Genomic DNA, 16,827 nt, shown 5'->3' with positions numbered 1-16,827 from the left:
GATGAGTTTTAAAAATGAGGCACTGTATTATTTTAGGAACATGCTCAAAATCAATACAACAAATGAGCTTGCTACCGAATATTTACTAGCCAATCATCTAAAAGAAATCCTAGACAACAATAATATCGATTCCCAAATAGTTTACAGTAACAAAGGAAGGACATCCATTATTTCTAAATTAGCCGGAGAGAATAAACAGCTACAGCCTGTTATTCTTCTTTCGCACTTAGATGTTGTGGCGGCGCGGGAAGAAGAGTGGACGTTTCCCCCATTTTCAGGAGACATCTATGAAAATAAAATTTGGGGTCGGGGAACCCTTGATACAAAGCAACTTACTGCCATGCATCTAATGGCTTTCCTGCATCTAAAAAGAGTGAATCTACCATTGAACCGAGATGTCTATTTTATAGCTACTGCGGATGAGGAAAATGGAAGCAAGGAAGGAATGGAGTTCATTTCTAGACAGTTTCCAGACATTTTTAGAAACAGTATTGTTTTAAGTGAAGGCGGTGGCTTTACAGTCAAAAGTGAAAATGGAGAAACCCTTATGTTATTTGCCTCCGGTGAAAAGGGAACAGCAAGGGTATCCCTCACAGCAGCAGGGGACGGGGGGCATGCTGGCTGTCCTCCAGAAAACCAAGCGATAGGTAAGCTTGCCCAGGTAGTTGACTACCTAATGAAAATTAGTTTCCCTGCAGGTAATTACCCGGTTCTTCAACGGTTTCGTGATGAAATGGAAGAGATGATGAATCAAGAAAATGAACAGGGGAAATTGGTGAAAAGACTCTATGAATATATGAAGGAAACAACCGTAACGCCTGAACTCATACGTATAGGGGATCAGTTAAATGTGATTCCTTATAAGGCTGAAGTCCTTCTAGAATTCAGAACACTGCCTAATCAAACAAGAGAACAGTTTGAATTATTTATGAAAGAATGGACTACGCCACCTAATGTACAGTACCAATTATTGTCTTTTCAGCAAGGATATGAAAGCGACCCTAAGGGTGAAATTATTTCTTTGTTTAAGACTCAATCGGAACGATTGGGTTTAAACATGAGATGGGTACCTTTTACTGCCTTAGGTAAAACAGATGGAAGATTTATAGGAGAAATGGCAAGCCAAATATACGGGCTTTCACCTACCCTGACTTTATTTACAGAGGTGCTCAAAAGGGTGCATAACAAGGATGAACATATCGAACTAGAGTCCTTTGAATATGGTGTACAACTGATGAAGGATGTTTTAGAGGAATTTTGCATAAGCAAGGGAGGCGGAGAGAATGTATCAGATACAAAAGGAAAAGTTGAATCAGACTATTGGTAGCTTAAGAGAATTAGAGATTGATATGTGGCTCATTCTTACATCAGAGGGCAGTGATCCTTGTATTCCCCTTATTACAGGGGTAGGAACAGTTGGGCCAGGTGTTTTCATATTTACAAAAGAAGGAAGAAAACTGGCATTATGCAGCAGTATCGATGCTCAAGATTTAGAGGAGTCGGAGCTTTTTGATGAAGTATGTAAGCATACTGGAAGTTTTGAGACTTTATTAGTTGAAACGGTAAGAAAGTTAAACCCAAGGACTATTGCTCTAAATATTTCGGTTGAGGAGCATTTGGCTGATGGGTTAACCGCAGGCCGTTACCGTTGGTTAAAAAATACTCTTAAAGGGGTATTTCATGGGGAATTTGTTTCTTCAGAACCATTTCTAACCCTAATTAGAAGTATTAAATCTAAAACTGAGATTGAAAGAATTGAAAAAGCAGTGAAGGTAACTGAAAGAATCTATGAGAGAGTATTTACAAAAATGAAGGCAGGAATGACAGAACGCGAATTGGGAACTTTATTCATTGCAGAAATGGAAAGGGAAAATGTTGTGAATGGGGTGGATCGTTCTCTTTCCTTGCCTATCGTTTTAAAGGAAAATATCGCCCATAGAGGGCCTGGCGAGGCTGTCATTCATGAAGGCGATCTTGTTATCTTCGACTTTAGTGTTGAGGTGGATGGATATGTTTCGGATATTGCCAGAACTGTTTATTTTCTAAAAGAAGGTGAAACCGAAGCCCCTGAACCTATCAAGGCTGCCTTTTCAGCTGTTCATGAAGCCATAACAAGGGCCGCTCTTATGATGAAACCTGGTGTAAAGGGGTACGAAGTGGACGGGGCAGCTCGAAATTACTATGTGTCTCTTGGCTACCCTGAAATTACTCATGCAACAGGCCACCAAATTGGGAGAGATGTACATGATGGAGGCATTCTTTTAGGCCCTAGATGGAAACGATATGGAAACGCGCCGTATGGGGAATTAAAAGAAGGTATGGTTTTCACCATTGAACCTACACTTTTTTTGGAGGATGGTATTCATTTTATTGTAGAGGAAAATGTGGTTGTCACTTCGAATGGAATCAGGTATTTAACCGAGCGCCAAGATGAATTGATTCTTATTTCCAATAACAGGAAAGTGGGGGAGGAGATTCTTGAAAAAATACCTGATTAAAAGATTACTTCAATCGATTCCCATTCTAATTGGAATTTCTATTATGACTTTTGCCATTATGCAGCTAGCACCGGGAAATCCAATGCAAACCATGATTGATCCGAAAATATCAGCAGAGGAAATAGAAAGAGCTCAGGAAAACCTTGGGTTAAATGATTCGCTTCCAGTTCAGTATTTCAACTGGATTACGCAAATTTTACAAGGAAATCTTGGATATACGATTAAGACTGGTCAGCCAGTTGGCCAGTTAATACTAGAACGCCTCCCGGCTACATTGTTGTTGACAGGAACTGCATTTATTATTGCGTTTGTTTTTGGGGTTCCTTTAGGGGTATACTCCGCAACTAAGCGAAATAAATTGCCTGATTATGTACTGACTGTTATGTCCTTCATAGGTATTTCTATTCCATCATTCTTTTTTGGTTTAGGTATGATTTTTATCTTTGCTTTAAAGCTAGGATGGTTGCCAACTTCTGGGATGGTTACGATAGGGGCAGATTATACTGGGTTTGCCCTCTTTATGGATTATTTTAAGCACGTGATTATGCCAGCTCTTGTTTTGGCATTACCGACAGTGGCAGTTGTTATGCGTTTTACACGTTCCAGTATGCTGGAAGTCCTGAATCAGGAATTTATCCGAACAGCAGACTCCAAAGGGTTAAGCAAAGCAAAAGTATATCTCAAGCATGCATTAAGGAACGCTTTAATTCCAGTAATCACCATATTCGGACTATCCATTCCCTTTTTGTTTGGAGGGGCATATATCACAGAACACATTTTTAACTGGCCAGGAATGGGTAGCTTAGGAATTCAATCTATTGTTGCAAGGGAATACCCCGTTATTATGGCCCTAAATCTGTTTACATCCATTTTAGTGATGACCGGTAACTTACTGGCAGATGTCATGTATGCATGGGCAGATCCACGGATTAGATATTAAAAAAGTGGGGAAAGGGGGAATTGTCCTTGAATAGCAGTATTGAGGTACAGCAAACTAACAAAGAGCTCGTCCAGCAATATAAAAAGAAAAGATGGCGGGACCATGCTGCTTGGAAACGATTTAAAAAGAATAAGCTTGCGGTCTTTGGTGCCATTATCCTTCTGATATTTCTCATTCTAGCAGTTTTGGCACCACTTATATCTCCTTACAGTCCCTATGAATCAACGAAAGGAGAACTTGGGGACATTAATGTCCTAGCACCGCCAGGCGATGGTCATCTACTAGGCACAGATAGTCTGGGAAGAGATATGCTATCGAGGATCATTTATGGAGGGAGGGTTTCCCTAAGTGTAGCATTTGTTGCGGTTATGATTGCGACAATAACAGGGGTATTTCTTGGACTTGTAGCTGGTTTTTATGGGAAATGGGTTGATACTGTTATTATGCGTATAACTGATGTCGTCATTTGTTTCCCCGTATTATTCTTAGCCATTACCGTAGCCACCATTTTAAAGCCCAGCCTTTTTAATGTAATGATTATCATTGGATTGGTTAGTTGGACAACGATGACAAGGCTTGTAAGGGGAGAGGTATTGCGTCTTCGGGAAATGGAATACATCGAAGCCACAAGGGCAATGGGCCAGAACAATGCGATGATCATTTTAAGGCATATATTGCCCAATATTATGGCACCAATTGTAGTCCAGGGAACGTTACAAACTGCCGAGGCGATTTTAACCGAATCAGCATTAAGCTTTTTGGGAGTTGGCGTACAGCAGCCTGTTCCTAGTTGGGGCAATATGTTAAATGAAGCTACATCGATTATGGTTTTACAATTTAAACCTTGGGTTTGGATGCCTGCTGGATTTGCTATTTTACTCACCATTCTTTGTATTAACTTTGTAGGGGATGGCTTACGAGATGCATTAGACCCAAAAGTAAAAAATTAAATAAAGGGGGAAATTGTAATGAAGAAAAAGAGAAGTCTGGTCGGTTTAATTCTCCTAATTTTCACGCTATTATTATCAGCTTGTTCATCTGAGAGTGCTTCCACCACAAAGAACCAAGAGAAAAGCAACGAGCCAGCAAAAGAAGGAAAGGAAAAAGTAGGGGGAACTGTTACCGTTGCCTTTAATAGTGAACCAGGTAATCTTAACCCTGTTATTTGGGCTACTACTTCAGATACGAATGTCACCCATATGATATTTGATTCGCTTGTTATACCCGATAAAGAATTAAAAATGGTTGGTAGTTTAGCTGAAAATTGGGATGTGTCAGAGGATGGAAAGTCTTATACCTTCCATCTTAAAAAGGGTGTGAAATGGCATGATGGGGAGCCATTCACGGCTAAGGATGTTGAATTTACTTTTACATCGTTGGCAGATGGTAAATATGACGCAGGGGCCTATTGGAGAGTTGATCCCATTGTAGGAGCTGCAGAATACAAAGCAGGTAAGGCCGATAAGATAACAGGCATTGAGGTCATTGATGACAATACCATTAAATTTACAACGAAAGAGCCATTTGCACCGTTTATTTCTGGATTATTTATAGGGATTGTTCCGGAACATATTCTAAAAGATGTATCACCTGGTGAATGGGAAAAACATCAGTCAAATCGTGCTCCAATTGGAACGGGTCCTTTTAAGTTTGTTAAATGGGAAACTGGACAGTATATAGAATTAGAGGCAAACAAAGATTATTTTGGCGGAGCACCTAAGTTAGATAAGATCATTGTTCGTTTTGGGGATGCAAATACAATGTTAGCATCTGTATTGAGTAAGGATATTGATATTACCCCAGTACCTGTTGCCGAAACCCCTTCTGTAAGTAGTCTCGACTATGCGGGATTAGTTACTCAAACATCTTTAAGTGTGTACTATGTAGGGTTCAATTCAAAAAATGCTCAGTTTAAGGATGTTAGAGTCCGTCAAGCATTAGCACATGCCATTGATAAGAAAGCAATCGTTTCTACTATTCTTGGTAAATATGGTCAAGTTGCGGATGATATTTTCCCATCTAAGCATTGGTCACATAATCCTGATCTACCAATCTATCAATATGATACAGCTAAGGCCGCGGCATTGCTGGAAGAAGCCGGTTATAAGAAAAATAGCAAGGGAATTTATGCAAAGGATGGAAAAGAACTTAGCTTTACGATGGAAGTTCCTACAGGTACAAAAGAAAGAGAAAAATCAGCCGTTCTCTTAAAAGAAATGTGGGAGAAAGTTGGCGTGAAAATGGAAATTAGATCGCTTGATTTTCCAACGCTTGTCACAAAACTTTTACCGAAAACAAAGGATGGAAAACAAAGAGCAGTAACAAAGGATGATTATGATGCCTATATCCTTGGTTTTGGTGTTGAAGCGGATCCGGATGAATACAGAAGTTATTTCGGAACTGCATATATGCCGCCTAACGGATATAATTTCGTAAGCTATTCGGATCCAAAAGTAGACCAATTGTTAGAGCAGCAGACCAAGGAAATTGATTTAGAAAAACGCCAACAATTAATTTGGGAAGTGGGTAAGAAACTCGCTGAAGACGAAATATGGATTCCATTATATGAGCAGGTATCACCTTTCGTCGTAAATAATAGAGTGTCCGGTTTCGACCCAGATTTTAGAGGTGCTACATTCAATGCTGAAGATTGGGCGATAAAAGAATAAAAAAGGGTAGTGGAAAGGGTGATATCGCTCGGGCACAAGAGGGAGATATCACCCTGACTATATGAGGTACCTGTATGGAGGTGTAAGGATGAACAGTAGGATAAACAAGCTGCGTAATTTGATGCAGGAACAGGGGCTGGATGCCTTGTTTATCCAATCCTATGAAAATAGAAGGTATTTTTCCGGTTTTTCAGGAAGCAACGGCTATTTGCTTGTTACTGCAGGGTATTGCGGCTTGATTACTGATCAAAGGTATACACAACAGGCAAAGGAGCAGGCACCTGATTTTGAAATCATCACACATGGAATTGACCCATTTGTAACGATTCAATCTGTTTTTCAGGACAAAGAGATTTCGACCATTGGTTTTGAATCAGAATCACTTTCATTTCACCTATTTAATAAAATTAAGTCCTTAATCCAGAAATGTGAATGGGTTCCTCTTACAACTGAACTCCTCAAAATTAGAAGGATTAAGGATGATGAGGAAATTAAAGTAATCCGCGAGTCTATTGCTATTTCAGATCAAGCATTTAAAGATTTAATACCGTTAATAAAACCTGGAATGTCTGAAAGGGAAGTCGCTGTAGAATTAGAATATTTGATGGGAAAACACGGACATGATGGTCCTGCCTTTGGAACAATCGTTGCTGCCGACGTACGTGCCGCACTTCCACATGCGGTTCCTTCAAATAATCAAGTGAAGGAGAATCATTTTCTATTAATCGATTATGGAGTTAAATACCAAGGATATATGTCAGATATGACACGTACTCTCTGGATTGGTATGCCTAACGAGGAATTAAAAGGATATTATCACCTTGTTCATGAAGCTTTAGAACGGGCCGTTGAAGAAGTAAAGCCCGGAATGACCGGTCATGATTTAGATGCTGTTGCAAGGGAAGTGTTTTTTAGAGAGGGACTGGAGGGTTACAGTTTAAGAGGTCTTGGACATGGTGTAGGACTACAAATTCATGAAAATCCAAGGATTGTCTTGCAATCTGAAGAGGTATTAGAACCGGGAATGGTGTTCACCATTGAACCAGGATTATATATACCTGGAAAAGCGGGTGTTCGGGTGGAGGATGTGGTCCTAGTTACGAACAACGGTTGTGAAGTTCTGACTAATACACCGAGACATATCCATATCTAAGTCAAAGGAGAATGGCTATGGAAAACTTATTGGAGGTCAGGAATTTAAAAACTTATTTTTATCATGATGGCAAGGAAACTGCTGCAGTTGATGGGGTCACTTTTGAATTAAAAAAAGGGGAAACTTTAGGAATAGTGGGGGAGTCGGGAAGTGGTAAGAGTGTTACCTCACTGTCCATTTTGCAGCTCATATCTAAGCCGCATGGAAAAATTATTGAGGGTGAAGTAGTTTTTAAAGGAAAAGATCTCGTAAAAATGGGAGAAAAAGAGATTAGAAAAATAAGAGGAAATGAAATCTCTATGATTTTTCAGGAACCCATGACATCGTTAAATCCTGTTTTTACGGTTGGTAACCAAATATCGGAGGTTCTTACACAACACCAAGGGCTTTCGTCTAAAGAAGCAAGAGCTATGGCAATAGATATGCTTCAATTAGTGGGAATCCCCTCGGCAGAAAAAAGGGTGCAGCAGTATCCTCATCAGTTATCCGGTGGAATGAGACAAAGGGTAATGATTGCAATGGCTTTAGCATGTAACCCGGATTTGCTTATTGCGGATGAACCAACAACGGCACTTGATGTGACAACACAGGCGCAAATATTAGAACTTATGAATGATCTGAAGGATAGGTTGAATACAGCCATCCTTTTGATTACTCATGATCTTGGCGTAGTTGCGGAAACAGCGGATAAAGTTGCTGTAATGTACCTTGGCAGGATTGTGGAATATGCCGATGTCGAATCATTCTTCGAATCTCCCAAGCATCCATATTCTATTGGATTACTCAAGTCAATTCCTAATATAGATGGCAGGGTGGAACGGCTGAATCCAATTACTGGGCAAGTTCCGCATCCTTCTGAAGTAACACAAGGCTGTCGTTTTGCAAACAGGTGTGAATATGCACAATCCATTTGCCAGCAGGAGGAGCCACCGCTAATTGAATGTAAAGATCGTAAAATTAGGTGTTGGATCTATTCAAACCAATGGCCAGGTGGAAAGGGGGATTTAAATGGCAGAGAAATTGCTACAGGTGGAAAATCTTAAAAAGTGGTTTCCTGTCGAGGGAGATAAGTTATTTACAAAGACCACGAGCGTTGTTAAGGCAGTTGATGATATAAGCTTTTATATAGAAAAAGGTGAAACTCTGGGACTTGTTGGTGAGTCTGGGTGTGGAAAGTCAACTGCAGGTAGAGTTATTCTTCGATTAATCGAGGCAACCGAAGGTCGAATTCTCATCGAAAATGAGGACATTCGAGCACTCACATCCAAAAATTTAAAACAAAAAAGAAAGGATATGCAAATTGTATTTCAGGACCCTTATGCCTCACTAAATCCACGCTTAAAGGTAGAGCAAATTTTGGAAGAACCAATGTCTATCCATTTAGACATATCTAAAAAGGAACGAAAAGAAAGAGTTAAGCAAATTATGCATGATGTTGGATTAAACCATGCCTTTATCGACCGGTATCCGCATGAATTTTCTGGCGGCCAGAGGCAAAGAATCGGTATTGCCAGGGCATTGGCTGTGAATCCAAAACTAATTATCATGGATGAACCAGTGTCGGCACTCGATGTATCTGTACAAGCACAGGTATTAAATCTAATTCAGGACCTTCAAAAGAAATATGGTTTAACATACTTGTTCATCACACATAATCTAGGTGTCGTTAAGCATATTTCAAACCGGATTGCTGTCATGTACCTAGGGAAAATAGTAGAGATCGCGGATCGTGATGAATTTTTCGACAATGCTAAACACCCGTATTCTCAAGCGTTATTGTCTGCCATCCCAAGACCAGATCCCAAATTAAAAAGGAAACGGATTATCTTAAATGGGGATATCCCGAGTCCGGTGAATCCACCTGAAGGTTGCCGGTTCCATACTCGTTGTCCATACGTGATGGAGGAATGCAAGTCGATATCTCCAGAATTAAAGGATACAGGAAATGGCCACTGGGTTGCTTGTCACCTTCGTTAAAGCCTAGAAAGGGAGAGTAATATGAAAAATTACGATGTCATTATTGTTGGAGCTGGAATAATTGGCTGTTCCATTGCTTATTTTCTCACCGAAAAAGGTTATTCAAATGTATTAGTTATTGATAAAGGTGGAATCGCATCGGATATTACCGGGATTTGCCCAGGTGGTGTCAGGCAACAGTGGGGTACAGAAATTAACTGTATCATGTCTAAAGCATCAACAGAGTTTTTTAAAAATATTAATGCATATCTTGAGCCTGAACATGAAATAAAATTTAGAGAAGTTGGATACCTTTATACCTTCCATTCCGAAGAAGCAAAAAGAAAATATGCTCAGAGTGTGACATTACAAAACTCACTTGGAATTCCTACTAAGTTTTTATCCCCTTTAGAGGCAAAAGAAATTGTACCAGGTATTAACGAATCAAGTTTCATTGCAGCTTCCTTTTGTGAAACCGATGGGTTCGCAGATGATGCTTATCATGTTACGCATAGCTTTGCGACAGCTGCCAAGCGGAAAGGTGTTCAATTCATAAATGATGATGTGGAGCGAATCATTGTAGAGAATGGCGTGGTTAAGGGAGTTTATTGTAAAAATCGTGGGAGCATTACTTGTGATAAAGTCGTGAATGCGGCTGGATTGGGTTCTAAAGGATTAGCAAAAACTGCTGACGTTGATTTGCCTATTAATTTTGAAGTAAGACGAATTTTATATACCAATCGGGTTACAGAACGAATTCTTGAGCCCCTGCTTATTTCATTTGAAATGGGGTTTGCTGCCAAACAATTAACCGATGGGACTATATATTTAAGTTATCTTGGAAAAGACTTGCAGCCACCGTTTAATATGTTTGATTTTCAGTTAAGGGCTGCAGAAGTCGGAACAGAAATTTTTCCGCCTCTTACGGATCTTGTCATCCATTCACATGTTGATGGTACATACGACAGTACTCCGGACCATCAGGCTATTTTAGGTTGTGTAGATGGTTTACCAGGTTATTATCAGGCGGTGGGGATGAGCGGTCATGGGTTTATGATGTCACCTGCGGTTGGGGAGGCTGTAGCCACAATCGTAGCTGAACAAACACCAAAGATTGATGTTTCAAGTTTAAATTATCGACGATTTAAAAATAACCAGCTGATTTTTGAACCAAGTGTGGTATAGGAGGGAAAGATAATCTTGAATACATTTACGATTACCTTTTTAGATTCAGATGTTTCACTCAAGGCAAGATTATTAAATGAGAAGGCCCCTTCGACAAGTGCCGCTTTCATGAGATTGCTTGGGAACCCTATTTATACTACCGGAAGGCATGCAATGTATACAGGGAAGGAAATTTCTATCCAATTGCCAGTAGATGTTTGTAAAGACACATCTCTTCATGATCCAGCAAAAGAGAATCTAACGTGTTTCCCTCAGCCAGGAGATATTCTTTTTACCTTTATGCCTGAGTACGCATGGGGGGGAATTCCAACTCCAATCTATGATTTTGGGCTTTTTTATGGAAAAGATGCACGCACCTTTTTTCCAGCTGGTTGGATTCCGGGTAATCTTTTTGCAAGAGTGGTAGAAGAAGATTTGGTGGAACTTGAGGAAATTGGCAAAGTCATTCATATGAAGGGACAGCAAAAAATAATGATAAGCCAGAACATTAAATAATCCAAAATTATTAAATCGAGCGCACCTGTTTTGAAAGGTGCGTTTTTAATTTCAAAAAAATTGCTAGCCTAATATTAGGCTAGACTCAATAAGTATAATAGGGGGAATCACAAAGTTAAACGGCTTAACTGAGCTAAACTTTCATAAATGTCTTCTTTGGTATTATAAATATGTGGTGCGATACGAATGACATCTTTTCGAGCCGATACAATAATGCCTTGCTCTTTCAATAAATTTTCAATCCTATTAGCATCCTTAACATAAATTGCTGTGCTGGCACCTTTCGTTTGTAAATCTAATGGACTAGCAATCTGAAATCCCATTTGAGTAGCAGTTTCTAAAGTATAAGATGATAAATTGTACAAATGGTTCTCTATTGCCTTTATCCCAATCCCATTTATGAGAGATAGAGCTGCATCAGCGATATATGCATTAACTACTGGAGGGGTCCCAGTATTAAATCGCTGCGTAGACTCAGCTAATTCCAATGATTTTAAATTAAAGTCAAATGGGTTTTTCTGCCCAAACCATCCAATGGTCGACGGTGATAATTGTTCTGAAATCTCTTTTTTTATATAAAGGAACGAGATGCCAGGTACACCTAGAAGATACTTCTGCATTCCCGTTACCAATATATCAATATCCATATCCTTAACGTCTATTTCTAAACTGCCTGCAGACTGATAGGCATCTACTAAAAGAAGCGATCCCTTTTTATGGGCAATTTTTGCGATTTCTTTAATATCTTGTTTGAATCCATTGTAATAGGAAACATGTGGAATACATGTAAGTCCTGTTTTCTCAGATATATATGCTTCATAGTATTCTAGTGGTATAACATTATTATCCGATGGTATAAATGTAACCTTAAAATTTTGAATTCTTTTTTGTGCCAAGACTGCGTGGCCAATACAAGGAAAATCCATTTCTGTTACACAAACCTCTTGCATATTTAAATCTAATGAGTGTAATATAGATGAAATAGAATCAGAAACTGAAGATAAGATGGCTACTTCATCAGGTCTACAGTTAATAAGTTTAGAGAATTTCACCTTCGCGCTATTCACCTTTTCCATCCAAACATCCCAAGACATACCTTCTTCTATTAAGCTATTCTTATATGCATCCATGGCTTCAATTACCTTACGTGATATTGCACTTTGTGAACAACTTGAAAGTATGATTTTCTTTTCTAAGATGGGAAATTCCGATCTAATTCCTACTAAATTTTCCATAAACAAAGTCCTTTCATATCAAAATGAGGTGAAGAAAATGAATGATATAGTTAATGAGTTCAATTTGCTAAATCCTTGGCTGGACTATCTTCCTTTTACGTGGCAGGAATTAAAGCCAAAATCCGAACAAATTAGATTTGAAAAGCACGAAACTATTTTCCATCAAAACGAAGTTGGCCATTATATATATTTAATTGAATCTGGGCGCGTTCGGTTGTTCTTGATTTCACCAAACGGAGAAGAAAAGGCGCTCGCAATTATCGGGAAAAATGGGCTACTAGGTGAGTGTTCTTTGAATGGTGACTCCCGTTATGCTACTAATGCAATAACCGCATCTGACGTAATACTACATAGAATTTCAATCCCAACCTTTTTTGATTTTCTTTCGAATAACCCACAATACATTCAACAAACTCTTGACCTTATTACAAAAAAATATCGGCTTTTGTGTTCGCAATCTTTACAATTAAGCTATATGAAAGCCCTGCCGAGGGTTTGTGCTGCTTTCATTCAGCTATCTTTACAATATGGCGTAAGGATAGGTGAGAACCAGGTTCAAGTAACCATTAGTTTTACTCATCAGGAAATGGCAAACTTACTAGGTACTACAAGGGTAACCATTGCAAAGAATATTAAATGGCTTGAAGATCATTCATATATTGTAAAAAAAGGAAAGTTATATATGATTAACAATATTGAGGAACTTGCTGAATTGGCAAATGAAAAAATGCTATTTCCTTAGGTTTATTATATTTTGAAAGTTCAAAAAAAAATGTAAAATAGTTAACAATGTCATTATTTTTTTGCTTTTGATTTTTTATGGTGTCAGGCACCAATAAAACAAATCTATCTAATTAGAAACGTCTTCTTTTTTATTGTTTACTTGAAAGGTTTACGTGCAAGAGGCTGAAGTGGCGCCTCTTTTTTTTCTGAAAATTAAAAGTTTATGTCATTTGATGTCTGAGTTATAATGTGTAGTATGTTGCCATAATCTTTTGTACGGTTGCAGAATTTTTCTAATCAGCAGATCTTGGCTTATTCATAAATAAAATTACTAGAGGGGTCGAAAACATTGTCAATAGAACTATTATCAAACAACACAGCAGAAGTTTTTCATGCTTTTAGTAGTCAGCCTCATTGGGATAAAGTGGAGCGGGAAGAAGGAATTAAAAACATTTTAACAAAAATAAGAGAGGATGTAGGTTCACATGAAGAGTATTTAGAAGCACTTTTAAGAAATGTAACCTTTCAATACGCAAATACAAATACGGCCATCTCATTTTTAGCACAGTGTATTGAAGAAGAACAGTTTTTCCCACTAGAAATTTTCCATTCTCTCATGGCGGATATTCCTAAACAAGTACAAGAAACTAATTTCCTTGCAGAAAATATGCCTCGGTTTCAACAGTTAGTTTACCAAGGATCGGGTGTTGAAGAGCAAATAGCCCATTCGGAAAGTGTTTTTTTTCATACCAAGCTAGTAAACGATTTGTTGGTTGAATTTATAGGTACATTCCTGCAACCGGATAATAGGGACTTCATGGTGAACTTCATGGAATATTCAACAAAAGTAGTCATAGATACGGTTATGAATTTATGCCAAACGTATGCTAATCATATTATAGAAGAGCTGAACGCAATTCATTCAGCTAGATAGGATAGCTCTTTTTGTGAGTAAAGCTGTCGTTTTAAAAAAATAATCCCCCTTGATTTTTTTGAGGTTCGGGTGGATTATCACACCACAATAGCTGCCCTTGTGAGGGGGTATTGATTGACAAGACATGTTACAGAATGTCTGGTCTTTTTTCTTATGGTAGTTTTTTCTGCTATATCATCTGCCAATGTTGAGGTTGTGAAGTTGATCGAGAAGCAAAATATGATTCGGAAAAAGTACTTCTTGAGTTCACCAATGAATCATATTCTGTGTAAAAAATCATGGTTTCCCTTATACTATACAAGAAAAACAAACAGGAGGGACAAACATGCATATTGAAATGTGGACTGATTTTGCTTGACCATTTTGCTATATTGGCAAAAGGCATCTGGAGGATGCCATTAAACAGATTGACCATCCGATTGAAGTAACGTATCGTTGCTACGAATTGGATCCGACAGCGGGTCGGGATATTAAAGAAAACATTTATGAAGCGTTAGCTAAAAAATATGGGATGAGTATCGAGCAAGCGAAAGCCAATACTGAACGAATGGTTCAAATGGCGAAGGCAGCTGGGTTGGATTATCATATGGATACGCTCATTTTAACGAATACTTTCGATGCACACCGTGTGACGATGTTCGCTAAGCAGCATGGTTTAATGAAAGAGATGACTGAGCGCATTTTACACGCGTATTTTACGGAATCCAAGCATATTGGTGATCATAAAACGTTAACAGATTTAGCGGTAGAGGTAGGGTTAGACCGGGAAGCTGTTGAACACATGCTTGCAAGTGATGAAATGGCAATTGAAGTACGTGCGGATGAACAAACCGCACAGCAGTACCGGATTACAGGTGTTCCATTCTTCCTTATTAATAAAAAGTATGCCCTATCCGGTGCACAACCAACGGAGGCATTTGTTCAAGCATTGAGAAAAGTCATTCAAGAGGATGAAATCGTTGTGTTAAACAACGATGATGGAATCGTCTGCGATGAAAATGGTTGCGAAATACCTAAAAAGTAGGATGCTGCCATACAAAAAACAACCTGATTCATTTCAGGTTGTTTTTTACTAATCAGTAAATAATAATAACAAAATGATGAGGAGGTATATCTGGTAGCATGTTTGCGACAATGCTCCAGGTAAATAGTTTTGAATTATCAAACGTATGATCAATGGAATGACGAGATTTGGGCCGATGCAGGCTTCATCTATAAACAGGCTTTTAAAGAGAAGGGAGCAAAACCAGAGGACATCATTCGAAACATGTTTCAAAAAGGGATTTGCTATTTACATGTTGGTTATATGGGAGACCAAATCGTTGCGATGACCCTTACTGGTAAATTAACTGAAATGGATGCCTTATTAATTGATTATTTGTCTGTTCACCCAGATTTTCAAAACCAAGGGTTAGGTAAAAAATTGGTGAACTATATTCATAAATGGTCTCAAGGTAAGGACCACTTTGATGCAATAATCATTGAGGTTGAAGCAGAAAAAACACCGGAAAATATTAAAAGAATCCATTTTTGGCAGAAGTGCGGTTTTACTTTGACTGATTATATTCATCATTATATTTGGGTGCCAGAACCATATCAGGCGATGTATATTCAAACCAATTCTAAACATGCGGAATTCTCCGGTGAGGAATTGTTTAAGCATATTAGTAAGTTCCATAAAGCATCGTTTCAGAAAAAGAGAGAGAAACCTTAGGACTTTTGTCTACCAAAATTTACAGGTGGCTTCCAATTGCTATGGATGTTATAGTTGGTTTGTAAGTTCTTAACGGAACTTTTTGAAGTAGTTCTTCATACAGAGAAGTACTCAAGAGGCTGAAGAGGCGCCCCTGCTAAGGGTGTAGGTCGGGTAACCGGCGCGAGGGTTCAAATCCCTTCTTCTCTGCCATAATATTATTTTGCGGGTGTGGCGGAATTGGCAGACGCACCAGACTTAGGATCTGGCGCCTTCGGGCGTGGGGGTTCGACTCCCTTCACCCGCATCATAGTCCAACAACGACACTAGGAAACTGGTCAGGGCAGGAATGCAGCAGCCATAACTTGTGAAATTGTGTGGGCTATTACATAGTGCGAAAACGAAAACGCTAATCTCTTTTTGAGGTTAGCGTTTTTTCTTTACGGTTTTGGACCCGAAAAGTTGTGGTATACATGGAAAAAGGATAGGAGATGATCTTATGGATGAAAAACACAGCTATTATATAAACATACAATCTCACGAGATTTTTACTGAACCTAATGGAGCGGAATGGGATTTTAAGATTAACGCAACGGAAAGCCAAATTGCTGTCCTGGAACGGCTATTTGATAAAACTGATGAAACCGATTGGGAAAGTTATATTCGGGCACATATTCCATTTCTTGAATATCATCATCAACCTGAAAATAAAGAATATGACATACGAATGATGGTGATTTATTCTTTACTCTATTATTTGGGAGATGAAAAAACTCGTGCACATATTCAAGACATGGGAATTTTAAATAGTGAATTAGAAAACGAACAGGCAATACTGGGGTACCGGGAGTTTTGATGAAATGAAGCGCACATTTTTTTATGGGTTTCGTTTCCTGTCGCAAAACGTCAATTTGCACAGGAAAATGCAAACCAAAATGTAATCCTTTTGCACTATAAAAATGTAGGTCAATTTGTAAGCTAGAAAGTTTAAAAAACATTAGAAGTAGCAAGGGTTTATACCCTTGCTGCTTCGCTTTTAATGGCTAAAGCTGTGGATTGCGAATGACAAATGTTGCTCATTAAGAGTTTACAGGCCATTGCCGAACTCAGCGTAACGATTTTTGGGTACGTATGAGAATTCATAGGCGGAGAATTTCCTGTTAATGTTGAAAGAGGAAGCTTAATAAGCCAAAATAAGCGGAGATATTCCGGTTAACTGCTCTAAAGTAGGACAAAATCCATACATTTTAATAATATAAACGGAAAAACTCCTCTTATTTTTAAGGAAATATAGGTATTTCCCAATTTAGGGGGAATTTTTCCGTTTATTTTTCACACAGTGAAAT

General features: G+C 38.6%; 16 protein-coding genes, 2 tRNA genes and 1 other RNA gene. 18 read left to right on the top strand and 1 reads right to left on the bottom strand.

Annotation, left to right across the window (positions count from 1 at the left end; genetic code table 11):
- The first annotated feature begins 1 nt into the window (after nt 1).
- The 10 genes from RCG25_RS13790 to RCG25_RS13745 all read left to right on the top strand — a co-directional run bounded on the left by RCG25_RS13790 (nt 2) and on the right by RCG25_RS13745 (nt 10,896).
- Nucleotides 2-1,327 (top strand): M20/M25/M40 family metallo-hydrolase, encoded by a 1,326-nt coding sequence (locus tag RCG25_RS13790; protein ID WP_308079390.1) that lies wholly within the window; start codon nt 2-4, stop codon nt 1,325-1,327.
- Nucleotides 1,284-2,498, top strand: a complete 1,215-nt coding sequence (locus RCG25_RS13785) for a M24 family metallopeptidase (RefSeq protein WP_308079389.1) — start codon at nt 1,284-1,286, stop codon at nt 2,496-2,498. The genes RCG25_RS13790 and RCG25_RS13785 overlap by 44 nt, the downstream gene beginning before the upstream one ends.
- Nucleotides 2,479-3,438 (top strand): ABC transporter permease, encoded by a 960-nt coding sequence (locus RCG25_RS13780; RefSeq protein WP_308079388.1) that lies wholly within the window; start codon nt 2,479-2,481, stop codon nt 3,436-3,438. Before RCG25_RS13785 ends, RCG25_RS13780 begins: the two co-directional genes overlap by 20 nt.
- A 26-nt stretch (nt 3,439-3,464) precedes the next feature.
- Nucleotides 3,465-4,388: an oligopeptide ABC transporter permease gene (gene opp4C / locus RCG25_RS13775; RefSeq protein ID WP_308079387.1), complete on the top strand. Its 924-nt coding sequence runs from the start codon at nt 3,465-3,467 to the stop codon at nt 4,386-4,388.
- An 18-nt stretch (nt 4,389-4,406) separates the two neighbouring features.
- Nucleotides 4,407-6,107, top strand: coding sequence for an ABC transporter substrate-binding protein (locus tag RCG25_RS13770; protein ID WP_308079386.1), 1,701 nt, complete (start codon nt 4,407-4,409; stop codon nt 6,105-6,107).
- 88 nt (nt 6,108-6,195) lie between these two features.
- Nucleotides 6,196-7,260, top strand: a complete 1,065-nt coding sequence (locus tag RCG25_RS13765; protein WP_308079385.1) for a M24 family metallopeptidase — start codon at nt 6,196-6,198, stop codon at nt 7,258-7,260.
- Between the two features lie 17 nt (nt 7,261-7,277).
- Entirely contained in the window at nt 7,278-8,303 is a 1,026-nt protein-coding gene (locus RCG25_RS13760) for an ABC transporter ATP-binding protein (RefSeq protein ID WP_308079384.1), read from the top strand.
- On the top strand, nt 8,269-9,237 hold the full coding sequence (locus RCG25_RS13755) for an ABC transporter ATP-binding protein (RefSeq protein ID WP_308079383.1): 969 nt from the start codon (nt 8,269-8,271) through the stop codon (nt 9,235-9,237). The genes RCG25_RS13760 and RCG25_RS13755 overlap by 35 nt, the downstream gene beginning before the upstream one ends.
- A gap of 21 nt (nt 9,238-9,258) precedes the next feature.
- Complete coding sequence (locus tag RCG25_RS13750; RefSeq protein ID WP_308079382.1) at nt 9,259-10,401, top strand: NAD(P)/FAD-dependent oxidoreductase; 1,143 nt, start codon at nt 9,259-9,261, stop codon at nt 10,399-10,401.
- 15 nt (nt 10,402-10,416) lie between these two features.
- Nucleotides 10,417-10,896, top strand: coding sequence for a DUF3830 family protein (locus tag RCG25_RS13745; RefSeq protein WP_308079381.1), 480 nt, complete (start codon nt 10,417-10,419; stop codon nt 10,894-10,896).
- 107 nt (nt 10,897-11,003) lie between these two features.
- Here RCG25_RS13745 and RCG25_RS13740 read toward each other — a convergent pair whose 3' ends face one another.
- The gene (locus RCG25_RS13740) at nt 11,004-12,131 is read right to left on the bottom strand and encodes an aminotransferase class V-fold PLP-dependent enzyme (protein WP_308079380.1); all 1,128 of its coding nucleotides are present in this window, start codon (nt 12,129-12,131) and stop codon (nt 11,004-11,006) included.
- 37 nt (nt 12,132-12,168) lie between these two features.
- On the opposite strand from RCG25_RS13740, the gene RCG25_RS13735 reads away from it, so the two are divergent.
- The 8 genes from RCG25_RS13735 (at nt 12,169) to RCG25_RS13700 (ending at nt 16,337) form a co-directional block, all read left to right on the top strand.
- Nucleotides 12,169-12,873: a Crp/Fnr family transcriptional regulator gene (locus tag RCG25_RS13735; RefSeq protein WP_308079379.1), complete on the top strand. Its 705-nt coding sequence runs from the start codon at nt 12,169-12,171 to the stop codon at nt 12,871-12,873.
- Between the two features lie 330 nt (nt 12,874-13,203).
- Complete coding sequence (locus tag RCG25_RS13730; protein WP_308079378.1) at nt 13,204-13,788, top strand: hypothetical protein; 585 nt, start codon at nt 13,204-13,206, stop codon at nt 13,786-13,788.
- A 370-nt stretch (nt 13,789-14,158) separates the two neighbouring features.
- Nucleotides 14,159-14,812 carry a DsbA family oxidoreductase gene (locus tag RCG25_RS13725; protein WP_308084182.1) on the top strand — a complete coding sequence of 218 codons (654 nt, stop codon included), beginning with the start codon at nt 14,159-14,161 and terminating at the stop codon, nt 14,810-14,812.
- Between the two features lie 129 nt (nt 14,813-14,941).
- Nucleotides 14,942-15,502, top strand: a complete 561-nt coding sequence (locus tag RCG25_RS13720; protein ID WP_308079377.1) for a GNAT family N-acetyltransferase — start codon at nt 14,942-14,944, stop codon at nt 15,500-15,502.
- Nucleotides 15,503-15,603: 101 nt separating this feature from the next.
- Nucleotides 15,604-15,694 (top strand) — tRNA-Ser (locus tag RCG25_RS13715).
- A 12-nt stretch (nt 15,695-15,706) separates the two neighbouring features.
- Nucleotides 15,707-15,788: transfer RNA gene (locus RCG25_RS13710), tRNA-Leu, on the top strand.
- An RNA gene (gene ffs, locus RCG25_RS13705) (signal recognition particle sRNA small type) lies at nt 15,788-15,873 on the top strand. The genes RCG25_RS13710 and ffs overlap by 1 nt, the downstream gene beginning before the upstream one ends.
- Before the next feature lie 107 nt (nt 15,874-15,980).
- Complete coding sequence (locus RCG25_RS13700; protein ID WP_308079376.1) at nt 15,981-16,337, top strand: hydrolase; 357 nt, start codon at nt 15,981-15,983, stop codon at nt 16,335-16,337.
- Nucleotides 16,338-16,827 lie beyond the last annotated feature (490 nt).

This window comes from Neobacillus sp. PS2-9, assembly GCF_030915525.1.
In the GTDB taxonomy this organism is placed as follows: domain Bacteria; phylum Bacillota; class Bacilli; order Bacillales; family Cytobacillaceae; genus Neobacillus.
The sequence above is the reverse complement of the archived record's forward strand: the minus strand, read 5'-3'. Positions and strand labels throughout refer to the sequence as shown.

What these genes read in the sequence shown, in the direction of transcription:
- RCG25_RS13790 (WP_308079390.1), top strand. Translation starts at nt 2, where the DNA reads ATGAGTTTTAAAAATGAGGCACTGTATTATTTTAGGAACATGCTCAAA.
- RCG25_RS13785 (WP_308079389.1), top strand. Translation starts at nt 1,284, where the DNA reads ATGTATCAGATACAAAAGGAAAAGTTGAATCAGACTATTGGTAGCTTA.
- RCG25_RS13770 (WP_308079386.1), top strand. Translation starts at nt 4,407, where the DNA reads ATGAAGAAAAAGAGAAGTCTGGTCGGTTTAATTCTCCTAATTTTCACG.
- RCG25_RS13765 (WP_308079385.1), top strand. Translation starts at nt 6,196, where the DNA reads ATGAACAGTAGGATAAACAAGCTGCGTAATTTGATGCAGGAACAGGGG.
- RCG25_RS13760 (WP_308079384.1), top strand. Translation starts at nt 7,278, where the DNA reads ATGGAAAACTTATTGGAGGTCAGGAATTTAAAAACTTATTTTTATCAT.
- RCG25_RS13755 (WP_308079383.1), top strand. Translation starts at nt 8,269, where the DNA reads ATGGCAGAGAAATTGCTACAGGTGGAAAATCTTAAAAAGTGGTTTCCT.
- RCG25_RS13750 (WP_308079382.1), top strand. Translation starts at nt 9,259, where the DNA reads ATGAAAAATTACGATGTCATTATTGTTGGAGCTGGAATAATTGGCTGT.
- RCG25_RS13740 (WP_308079380.1), bottom strand. Translation starts at nt 12,131, where the DNA reads ATGGAAAATTTAGTAGGAATTAGATCGGAATTTCCCATCTTAGAAAAG.
- RCG25_RS13735 (WP_308079379.1), top strand. Translation starts at nt 12,169, where the DNA reads ATGAATGATATAGTTAATGAGTTCAATTTGCTAAATCCTTGGCTGGAC.
- RCG25_RS13700 (WP_308079376.1), top strand. Translation starts at nt 15,981, where the DNA reads ATGGATGAAAAACACAGCTATTATATAAACATACAATCTCACGAGATT.